The 9,706-nt window shown below is 70.0% G+C and carries 10 protein-coding genes; 4 read left to right on the top strand and 6 right to left on the bottom strand.

What is annotated here, in order from left to right:
* Positions 1–5: 5 nt before the first annotated feature.
* From AC061S_RS06600 to AC061S_RS06575, 6 genes are all read right to left on the bottom strand, one after another.
* On the bottom strand, positions 6–1,793 hold the full coding sequence (locus AC061S_RS06600; protein ID WP_478684887.1) for an ABC transporter ATP-binding protein: 1,788 nt from the start codon (positions 1,791–1,793) through the stop codon (positions 6–8).
* 2 nt (positions 1,794–1,795) lie between these two features.
* Positions 1,796–2,863: an iron-siderophore ABC transporter substrate-binding protein gene (locus AC061S_RS06595; protein WP_478684886.1), complete on the bottom strand. Its 1,068-nt coding sequence runs from the start codon at positions 2,861–2,863 to the stop codon at positions 1,796–1,798.
* Between the two features lie 106 nt (positions 2,864–2,969).
* Complete coding sequence (locus tag AC061S_RS06590) at positions 2,970–3,836, bottom strand: ABC transporter ATP-binding protein (RefSeq protein WP_478684885.1); 867 nt, start codon at positions 3,834–3,836, stop codon at positions 2,970–2,972.
* A 40-nt stretch (positions 3,837–3,876) separates the two neighbouring features.
* The gene (locus AC061S_RS06585) at positions 3,877–4,950 is read right to left on the bottom strand and encodes a FecCD family ABC transporter permease (RefSeq protein WP_478684884.1); all 1,074 of its coding nucleotides are present in this window, start codon (positions 4,948–4,950) and stop codon (positions 3,877–3,879) included.
* A complete protein-coding gene (locus tag AC061S_RS06580; protein ID WP_478684925.1) occupies positions 4,947–6,002 on the bottom strand; it encodes a FecCD family ABC transporter permease in 1,056 nt (351 codons plus the stop codon). The genes AC061S_RS06585 and AC061S_RS06580 overlap by 4 nt, the downstream gene beginning before the upstream one ends.
* 173 nt (positions 6,003–6,175) lie before the next feature.
* Positions 6,176–7,540: a lysine N(6)-hydroxylase/L-ornithine N(5)-oxygenase family protein gene (locus AC061S_RS06575; RefSeq protein WP_478684883.1), complete on the bottom strand. Its 1,365-nt coding sequence runs from the start codon at positions 7,538–7,540 to the stop codon at positions 6,176–6,178.
* A gap of 262 nt (positions 7,541–7,802) precedes the next feature.
* Here AC061S_RS06575 and AC061S_RS06570 point away from each other — a divergent pair, with 262 nt between their 5' ends.
* From AC061S_RS06570 to AC061S_RS06555, 4 genes are all read left to right on the top strand, one after another.
* Complete coding sequence (locus AC061S_RS06570; protein WP_478684882.1) at positions 7,803–8,750, top strand: methionyl-tRNA formyltransferase; 948 nt, start codon at positions 7,803–7,805, stop codon at positions 8,748–8,750.
* Positions 8,751–8,968: 218 nt separating this feature from the next.
* Positions 8,969–9,139, top strand: a complete 171-nt coding sequence (gene rpmF / locus AC061S_RS06565; RefSeq protein ID WP_478684881.1) for a 50S ribosomal protein L32 — start codon at positions 8,969–8,971, stop codon at positions 9,137–9,139.
* Between the two features lie 120 nt (positions 9,140–9,259).
* On the top strand, positions 9,260–9,424 hold the full coding sequence (gene rpmG, locus AC061S_RS06560; RefSeq protein ID WP_030162346.1) for a 50S ribosomal protein L33: 165 nt from the start codon (positions 9,260–9,262) through the stop codon (positions 9,422–9,424).
* A 25-nt stretch (positions 9,425–9,449) separates the two neighbouring features.
* On the top strand, positions 9,450–9,698 hold the full coding sequence (locus tag AC061S_RS06555; RefSeq protein WP_478684880.1) for a type B 50S ribosomal protein L31: 249 nt from the start codon (positions 9,450–9,452) through the stop codon (positions 9,696–9,698).
* Positions 9,699–9,706: the final 8 nt, after the last annotated feature.

Raw genomic sequence — 9,706 nt, 5'->3', positions numbered from 1 at the left:
GTGACCTAACTAGCGTCTCTCCAGGCCCGCCAGAGTCGCGCGTAGCGGCCGCCCAGGGCCACCAACTCCTCGTGCGTGCCCTGCTCCACGACGCTTCCCGCATCCAGCACGGCGATCCGGTCGGCCGCCACCGCCTGGGTCAGCCGGTGGGCCACGAACAGCGTGGTCCGGCCGGAGCAGGCGGCCAGTACGGCCCGTTCCAGCTCGGCGGCGCCCTCGCTGCCCGCCTCCGCGGTCGACTCGTCGAGCACGACCACCGGCGCCCGGCCGAGCACCAGCCGGGCCAGGGCGACCTGGGCGACCTTGGTGCCGTCCAGCCGCGCACCGCCCTCGCCGACCGCGGTGTCCAGACCCTCGGGCAGGGCCTCGACCCACTCGGCGGCGCCTACGGTGCCCAGCGCGGCCAGCAGTTCGGCGTCGGTCGCCTCCGGCGCGGCCAGACGCAGGTCGTCGGCGAGCGGACCGGAGAACACGTGCGTCTCCTGGGTCAGGATGCTCACCAGCGCCCGCGCCCCGGCCTCGTCCAGCTCGGCGAGGTCGGTCGACCCGATCCGCACCGACCCGGCCTCCGGGGACCCGATGCCGGCGATGAGCGCGGCCAGGGTCGTCTTGCCGGCGCCCGTCGCGCCCACCAGGGCCAGTGAGCCGCCCGCCGGGATCGTCAGACTGACGTCGCGCAGGACCGGCTCCTCGGCTCCGGGGTAACGGAACGTCAGCCCCTTCACCGTCACCGCGTACGGCTTCTCGTCCGCCGGCACGGCCGTCGAATCGCCCACCAGCCGGTCCTCCGTGGACTCCGCCAGCACCCCGACGAGCCGGGTCAGGCTCGCGCCCGACTTCTGGGCCTCGTCGAAGGTGAACATGATCGCGCCCAGCGGGGTGAACAGGCGGTGGAACACCAGCGGGGCCGCCGCCACTTCGCCGAGGCTGGCGGAGCCGGTCTCCAGCAGGGCGTAGCCCACGATCAGGATCAGCGACAGACCGATGAACTCCGCGCGGTTCTCCCGGCCGACGAACCGGCCGAAGAAGTGGAACACCTCGATGCCGAGGTCCCGCACCCGCCGCGAATCGTTCGAGACCTTCTCGCGGAACGCCTCCTCCAGGCGGTGCGCCCGTACCGTCTCGATGCCGTTCAGGCCGCTGATCAGCGCCTGCGCGCGCTCGGCCTGGGCCACCGCGCGCTTGCGGTAGAGCGGGGCGGACCGGGGCAGGTACCAGCGCAGGGCCAGCCCGTAGGCCGGCAGCGCGCAGGCGCCGGCCAGGCCGAGCCGCCAGTCGAGGCCGAACATGCCGATCGTGGCGATGGCCACCAGGACCCCCGCGGAGAACACCGTGGGGATGGCCGAGCGGATGCCCTTGGACAGGACGGCGACGTCGTCGCCGACCCGGGAGAGCACGTCTCCGCGGCCCACCTGCTCGACCCGCGCACTGGGCATGCCCAGCACGGCCCGTACGGCGCCTTCGCGCAGGTGCGCGAGCAGGTCGGCGCCGAGCCGCCCGATCAGGTAGGCGGACAGGGCGGTGGCCGCCGCGCCGAGCAGCGCGGCGGCCACCATCCAGGCCCCGATCGTGACCAGGATCGAACGCGGTTCGCCCCCGGTCACTCCGTCGACCACCCGGCCGAGCAGCAGTACGGGGAGCATTTGGAGAGCCGCCCCGGCGACCGTGCTGAGTACGGCGGCGGACGTCAGCCAGGGCATCGTGCGGCAGTTCGCCGCGACCCATCGGGCTGCTTCACGTCCGGTCGTCGTACGCAGGGTTGCCGGGGCGACCCGAATTTCCGTGGTGCTCACACCTAGCCGACCGACTTGACGAGCTCGTCGATGGCGAAGGGCAGGGCGGGCAGGGTGGCCTGCGACATGGCCGCGCCGGCCGCGGGGCCCTCGCTGTCGAGCAGGTAGGACACCTTGTTGGCCTTGGTGACCTTCAGGTTGGCGAACAGGTCGAACTTGTTCAGCGCGTCCGTGTCGGCCTTGTCGTTGACGACGAAGACGCGGTCGACGTCGATGAGGTCCATGCGCTCCGGGGAGAGCGCGAAGGAGAACTTGCCGCCCGAGATCTTGTCGAGCTCGGTCTGGCCCTTGAAGCCCATGCCGGTCAGTAGCTGGCCGCGCACGTCGGTGGTGGTGAAGGGGTTGACCGCGTCCTTGTACCAGGACACCGCGACGGCCGTCTGGGTGGCGAACTCGGGGTGCGCCGTCTTGACCGCGGCGAGCTTGTCCTGGATGCCCTGGACCATCGCCTTGCCCTCGGTCTCCTTGCCGACCGCCTTGGCGATCTGGAGGGCGTTGTCCTGCCACGGAGCGCTGAAGGGCTCCTTCTCGGCCTTGGTGCGGCCGACCGTCGGAGCGATCTTCGACAGCTTGTCGTAGGCGGCCTGGTCGACCTCGGAGTAGACCGCGATGATCAGGTCGGGGCGCAGGGCCGCGATCTTCTCGAAGTTGGGGCCGGTGTCACCGTTGTTCATGATGACCTCGGGCTTGGTCTCGCCCCACTTGTCCTTCACCCAGGGCCACTGGGTGTTGATGTCGGGGCTCTGACCGGCCGGGTTCGGGTACTGGTCGACCATGCCGACCGGCTTGATGCCGAACGCGAGGACGTTCTGGTCGTCGGTGTAGCCGACGGTGACGACCCGCTCCGGGGCCTTCTTGACCTCGGTGGAGCCGAAGAAGTGCTCGACGGTGACGGGGAACGCACCGGTCGCGGCCGGGGCCTTGGCGGTGTCGTCCTTCTTGTCCTTGCCGCTGGTGGACGCCGAGTCGGAACCGCACCCAGCGAGGAGGCCTACACCGAGGGCCGCGGCGGACACGGTTGCCGCCAGCTGCCGCCAGGGCTTGTTACGTGTCGTTCGGTCGAGGAGCATGCGGAATCCCTTGCTTTCGTGCTGTCCACTACGGCCCCACTTAGGGCAGGCAAACCGTACCCCGGGGAAGTGAGGTAAGCCTAGCCTAAGTTACGAGGATCTCGTTTCAGCTGCCCGCACCCTGACTTCCCACACTCCGGACGTGAGTCCGCCCGATCGGCACCACGAGCGGCCGGTCGCCCACCGGATCGTCAATCACCATGGCACGCAGACCGAATGCCTCGTGCAGCAGCTCGGCGGTCAGCACCTCGCGCGGGTGACCCTGCGCCAGGACCGAACCGGCCTTCATCACGATCAGGTTGTCGCTGTAGCGCGCGGCCAGATTGAGGTCGTGCAGCACCATGACCACGGTGCATCCCGACTCGTGCAGGTCGTCCACCAGGTCGAGCACATCGATGGCGTGCGCCAGGTCCAGATAGGTGGTGGGCTCGTCGAGCAGCAGCAGGTCGGTGCCCTGAGCGAGGGTCATCGATATCCACACGCGTTGACGCTGGCCCCCGGAGAGCGCGTCCACGGGACGGTCCGCCAGGTCGGCCACCCCCGTCATGGCCAGCGCGCGTTCCACGACGGAGGCGTCGTCCGAGGACCACTGGCGCAGCCAGCTCTGGTGCGGATGCCGGCCCCTGGCGACCAGGTCGGCCACGGTCAGGCCTTCCGGCGCGACCGGAGCCTGGGGCAGCAGTCCGAGCTTCTTCGCCACGTCCCTGGTCCGCAGCCGCGCGATGTCCTCGCCGTCCAGGACCACGGATCCGCTGGTCGGCTTGAGCAGCCGCGACAGGGTCCGCAACAGGGTGGACTTGCCGCACCCGTTGGGGCCGATGATCGTGGTCACCACACCCGGCGGAATCGACACGTCGAGCGAGTCGATGACGGTCCGGTCGCCGTACCCGACCGTGACGCCCCGGGCCGCCAGCCGCGGGACGGCATCGGCATCGGCCCCGGACTCGATCTCGGTGATGGACTGAGCGACCACGACTCCCCCTCTATTTAGGCTTGCCTAACCTTTCTATCATCTAGCGGCGGTTCGCCCGCACGAGGAGGTAGATGAGGAAGGGGCCGCCGATCGCGGCGGTGACCACGCCGACCGGCAGGCTGATCGGCAGCGCGGTACGGGCGACCAGGTCCGAGCCGATCAGCAGCAGCGCCCCCACCACGGCGGACGCCACCAACGGCGGGGTCGGGGACTTCGTCAGACGGAGCGCCACCTGCGGCGCCACCATGGCGACGAACGGGACCGGTCCCGCGGCGCTCACCGCGAAGCCGGCCAGGAGCACCGCGCACAGCAGCAGGACGGCCCGTACCAGCGAGAACCGGACGCCGAGGCCGGCGGCCACGTCGTCGCCGAAGTGCAGCGGCTTGAACTGGAAGGCGACGCACGCCACGACCACCGCGAGGGCGAGCGTGCCCCAGAGGGCCACCCCCACCTCGTCCCACGACCGGTTGTCCAGGGAGCCGACCAGCCACGCCTGGGACCGCGCCACGTCCCTGATGTCGGCGGTGACCAGCAGCCAGGTCGTGATCGCCTCCATCGCGGCGCTCACGGCGAGGCCGATGAGGATGAGCCGGAAACCGTCGACCCCGCGCCGCCACGCCATGAAGTACACCAGCAGCCCCGTGCCGAGGCCTCCCGCGAGCGCCGCTCCGGACAGCCCCACGGAGCTGACGACCGCGGCCGCGGCCCCGCCGGACACCGTCACCAGGCACACCGCGACCGCGCTGGCGCCCGCGGTGATCCCGAGGATGTCCGGACTGGCCAGCGGATTGCGGGCGATGGACTGGGTGATCGCCCCGGACATCCCCAGCGCGATGCCGACGACGAGCCCGGCCAGGGCCCGCGGCATGCGCAGATCCATGATCACGAACTGGTCGACCTGCTCGCCCCCGCCAAAGAGGGTGGCCACCACCTGCGAAAGGCCGAGGGGGAAGTCCCCCACGGCGATGGACAGGCAGAACACCAGGAAGGCCGCCGCCGCCAGCAGGAGCGTGACCAGCACCATCCTGGGCCGCCAGACGAAGGACAGGCCCGCGAGCCGCACACCCGGCGCCACCGACGGCTTCTCGGCGGGCTTCACCACTGACACGTTCATGCGCTCTTGAACTTTCCCCGCCACACCAGGACCGCGAAGAACGGGGCGCCGAGGAGAGCGACGAGGATGCCCGCGTCCAGCTCTCCCGGCCGCACCACGACGCGTCCCACGATGTCGCAGACCAGAAGGACGACCGCGCCGAGCAGACCCGCGTACGGCACCAGCCAGCGGTAGTCGGGGCCGGCCAGGTACCGGGCCACGTGCGCCACCATGAGTCCGAGGAAGGCGATGGGGCCGCACGCCGCCGTGGCCGCGCCCGCCAGCAGCGTGATGGCGATGATGCCGGTGATCCGGATCAGCGTGATGTTCACGCCCAGTCCCCGCGCCACGTCGTCGCCCAGGTTCATCAGGTTGACGGAGGGCAGGGTGGCCAGCGCCAGCACCAGCCCGACCACGATGAAGCCGGTCACCGGCCAGATGACGTCGAAGCCGACGCCGGCCACCGACCCGGCGTTCCAGAACCGCAGGGCGTTCAGCGCCGCCTTGTCGGACAGTGCGACCGCCGTCGTCATCGCCATCAGGAACACCGTGACCCCCTGCCCGGCCAGAGCGAGCGTCAGCGGATTGCCGGCGCCCCGGCCGATGCTCGACAGCCCGAACACCACGACACCGGCGAGGCCGGCGCCCAGGAAGGCGAACCAGACGTACTCGAACGGATCGGTGAGCCCGAACAGGGCGATCGCCGACACCACGGCGAACGAGGCACCGGTGTTCACCCCGAGCAGGCCGGTGTCCGCGATGGGGTTGCGCGTGTATCCCTGGATCAGCGCCCCGGCGACGCCCAGGGCGATGCCCGCCACGATGGCGAGGACCGTACGGGGCACCCGTACGGTCTGCATGATGAGCCGGGCTTCGGAGAGCTTCTGGTCGGGGTCCGGGTCCGCGAAGAGCCCGTGCCACGCCTCGGCGGGGCTGAGCGCCCGCGCGCCGACGGCGAGGGACACCAGCGCCGCGACCACGAGGACCGCGAGGAGGGCGACCAGACCCGTGATCCGCCGTCGCCGGGCCTGCGCGACGACCCGGGAAGGCCCCGGGCGTCCGGCCGTGGCCATACCCACGTCGAGGCGGGTCACCCCTCGTGTCCGGTGCGGGCTGCGGGCCGCCAGGCGGGGCGGCGGGTACCAGTGGGCACGGACGTTCCTTCTTCGTGGGGCAACTGGTTGCACAGTACTGCCGTGCCTCCGGCGCGAACACACCGGAGGCACGGCAGTGGGCAGGGGACCTGCTAGACGGCCGGCTGGCGGGCGCCGGTGGCACCGTCGGCGACCGGACGGGCCTGGTCGGGCACGGCCTTGAGGTTCCGGTCGAGGATCGAGTCGAGTATCTCGCCGACCCGTACCGCGGTGTTGGACAGCAGGGAGGAGGTGATGCCGTGGGTGTGCTCGGTTCCGCCCTGGAGGTAGATGCCGCAGCTCAGTTCGAGGTCGGTCGTCACCCGGTAGTCGCGCTCGACGCGGATCCGGCCCTGGTCGTCGCGGTGGCAGCGGTCCGCGACCTCGCCGAGCAGGCCCAGGCCGTCGGCCTGCTGGTAGCCGGTGGCGCACACCACGACGTCGGCGTCGAGCACGCTCTCCTCGCCGGTGACGAGGGACTTGACGGTGGCGCGGACCCCGTCGGCCGTCTCCTCCACGCCCGTCAGGCGCGAGACGTTCAGGAAGCGGAGCCGCTCGGTGCCGAGCACCTTCTCCTGGTACGACTGCCGGTACAGGTCGTCGATGAGGTCGATGTCGACCACGGAGTAGTTGGTGTTGCCGTGGTAGCCCATCAGCCGCTGCTTCACGTCCTCCGGGGCGGTGAAGTACTCGTCCACCGCCTGGGGGTCGAAGATGCGGTTCGCGAAGCTGCTGTCGTCCGCCGGGCTGTAGCCGTAGCGGGAGAAGACCGCGCAGACCTCGGCCCGCGGGAAGCGGCGGTGCAGGTAGGCCACGTTCTCGGCGGCGCTCTGGCCGGCGCCGACCACGACGAAGCGGGTGGGCTCGCCGCCCTCCAGGCCGTCGATCTTCTTCAGCAGGTCGGTGTTGTGCCAGACGTGGTCGGTCCGCTCGACGCCCTCGGGCATGACCGGACGCAGACCGGTGGAGATGACGAGGTTGCGGGCCCGGTGGACGACGACCTCGTCGCCGGAGCGCGCCGTCACGTCGAGGTACTCGATGACGCCGTCGCGCAGCACCGGCTCGACGGAGACGACCTGGTGGCCGTACGAGACCATGTCGTCGACCTTGGCCGCGGCCCACTCGAGGTAGTCGTGGAACTCGACCCGGAGCGGGAACAGGTTCTTGTGGTTGACGAAGTCGATCAGCCGGCCCTTCTCCTGCAGGTAGCAGAGGAAGCTGTACTCGCTGGTCGGGTTCCGGAGCGTCACCAGGTCCTTCATGAAGGACACTTGCATCGTCGCGTCGTCGATGAGCATGCCGCGGTGCCACCCGAACCGGGGCTGCTGCTCGAAGAAGTGGGCGGTGACCGCCTCTTGCCTTCCGACGCGCACGTTGTGCTCGCTGAGCGCGATCGCCATGGCGACGTTCGACGGCCCGAAGCCGATACCGATCAGGTCGTGGATCAGTGGTGCGTCGCCAGGAAGAGCCTGTGACATGTCACTCCCATTGGTACGGGACAGCCGCCTGCCAGGCGTCTTGTCAGGGGTGGGGGAAAGGGGGAGTCCAGGCGCACCGGTGACCGGCAGCCGAGTGGAACTTAGGTAAAGCTAACCTGATCCAGGCGGGCTGTCGACCAGACAAACCGGACAACGCGCTCGCAGTCGGGTCAATCAAGCCCAGAATCGGGGCTGTTGCGTCGTTAGGTAAGCCTTGCTTTACTTACTCCTGGTCATTTTGCTCTTCTGAGGAGGAACCCCGATGCGGGTCGTCATGTTCGGCTATCAGACCTGGGGCCATCGCACCCTGAAGGCACTCCTGGACTCCGAGCACGACGTCGTGATGGTCGTGACCCACCCCAAGAGCGAGCACGCCTACGAGAAGATCTGGAGCGACTCGGTCGCCGACCTCGCCGAGGAGCACGGCGTTCCGGTCGTCATCCGCAACCGCCCCGACGACGAGGAGCTGTTCCAGCAGCTCAAGGAAGCCGACGCGGACATCCTCGTCGCGAACAACTGGCGCACCTGGATCCCCCCGCGCATCTACACGCTGCCGCGGTACGGCACCCTCAACGTGCACGACTCCCTGCTGCCCAAGTACGCGGGCTTCTCGCCCCTCATCTGGGCCCTCATCAACGGCGAGTCCGAAGTCGGCGTGACGGCGCACATGATGGACGAGGTGCTCGACGCCGGCGACATCGTCATGCAGCACTCGATCCCCGTCGGCCCGACGGACACGACCACGGACCTGTTCCACAAGACGGTCGACCTGATCGCCCCGGTCACCATCGGCGCCCTCGACCTGATCGCGTCCGGGCAGACCGAGTTCACGAAGCAGGACCGCACCCAGGCCACCTTCTTCCACAAGCGGGCCGAGGAGGACATCCGGATCGACTGGTCCTGGCCGGCCGAGGACCTGGAGCGCCTGGTCCGCGCCCAGTCCGCCCCGTACCCGTCCGCCTTCACCTTCCACAAGGGCAAGCGCCTGGAGGTGCTCGCCTCCGTCGTGTCCGAGGGACGCTACGGCGGCACCCCGGGCCGCATCTTCTACCGCGAGGGCGAAGGCGTGGTCATCGTGGCCGGCGCGGACGCCCGTACGGGCCGCAACCGCGGCCTCGCCATCACCCGCGTGCGCACCGAGGACGGCCGGGAGCTGCCCGCGTCCGAGTACTTCAAGTCCATGGGCGGCTACCTCACGTCCCGCCCCTGACCCGGCGGGCGGCCCCCGCCGCCACCTGATCACCGGCCCGCCCCGGACGGTCCCCGGGCGGGCCGGCCCGCACCGCCACACGGAGCCCCTTTTCCGTGTGGCGGTGACTCGTTCACCCCTCCCGCACGCACGCCCGGAGGGGCACCCTCTTCTAATTGAAAATGGTCGTCGTTTCCATGTAGGTTCGCGGAACACCCCAGACACCTCAGGAGACACTGATGGCCGTCCCCAAGCGGAAGATGTCCCGCAGCAACGCCCGCCACCGCCGCGCCCAGTGGAAGGCCACCACGCCGCAGCTCGTCCCGATCGCGGTCGACGGCTCCGTGTACCAGGTCCCCCAACGGCTGGCGAAGGCCTACGAGCGCGGCCTGCTCCGCCCCGAAGGCTGAGCCCGACGACCGGCACGCCGCCTGCCGCGCTGCCCGTCGCCGCCCCATCCCGCCTCCCCCTCGCCCGGGCGAAGCCGTGCCTGGTATTGAAAATGATTTCCATTTCTATATACTGTTGCCATGGCACGCAACGAAGTACGCCCGATCGTCAAGCTCCGCTCCACCGCCGGCACCGGCTACACGTACGTCACCCGCAAGAACCGGCGCAACGACCCGGACCGCATGGTGCTGCGCAAGTTCGACCCGGTGGTCCGTCGGCACGTCGACTTCCGCGAAGAGCGCTGACCCCCCTCCCCCAGAGAGCGACCCCATGAAGCCTGGAATCCACCCCGCCTACGGCGCCGTCGTCTTCCGCGACAAGGCCGCCGACTTCGCCTTCCTCACCCGCTCCACCGCCACCAGCGACAAGACGGTCGAGTGGGAGGACGGCAACACCTACCCGGTCATCGACGTCGAGATCTCCTCGCAGAGCCACCCCTTCTACACCGGCACCGCCCGGGTCCTGGACACCGCGGGACGCGTCGAGCGCTTCGAGCGCCGCTACGGGGCGCGCACGTGACCCTCCCC

This window comes from Streptomyces sp. CA189 (genome assembly GCF_056428985.1).
The sequence above is the reverse complement of the archived record's forward strand: the minus strand, read 5'-3'. Positions and strand labels throughout refer to the sequence as shown.

What these genes read in the sequence shown, in the direction of transcription:
- AC061S_RS06595 (WP_478684886.1), bottom strand. Translation starts at nt 2,863, where the DNA reads ATGCTCCTCGACCGAACGACACGTAACAAGCCCTGGCGGCAGCTGGCG.
- AC061S_RS06585 (WP_478684884.1), bottom strand. Translation starts at nt 4,950, where the DNA reads ATGAACGTGTCAGTGGTGAAGCCCGCCGAGAAGCCGTCGGTGGCGCCG.
- AC061S_RS06580 (WP_478684925.1), bottom strand. Translation starts at nt 6,002, where the DNA reads ATGGCCACGGCCGGACGCCCGGGGCCTTCCCGGGTCGTCGCGCAGGCC.
- AC061S_RS06575 (WP_478684883.1), bottom strand. Translation starts at nt 7,540, where the DNA reads ATGTCACAGGCTCTTCCTGGCGACGCACCACTGATCCACGACCTGATC.
- AC061S_RS06570 (WP_478684882.1), top strand. Translation starts at nt 7,803, where the DNA reads ATGCGGGTCGTCATGTTCGGCTATCAGACCTGGGGCCATCGCACCCTG.
- rpmF (WP_478684881.1), top strand. Translation starts at nt 8,969, where the DNA reads ATGGCCGTCCCCAAGCGGAAGATGTCCCGCAGCAACGCCCGCCACCGC.
- rpmG (WP_030162346.1), top strand. Translation starts at nt 9,260, where the DNA reads ATGGCACGCAACGAAGTACGCCCGATCGTCAAGCTCCGCTCCACCGCC.
- AC061S_RS06555 (WP_478684880.1), top strand. Translation starts at nt 9,450, where the DNA reads ATGAAGCCTGGAATCCACCCCGCCTACGGCGCCGTCGTCTTCCGCGAC.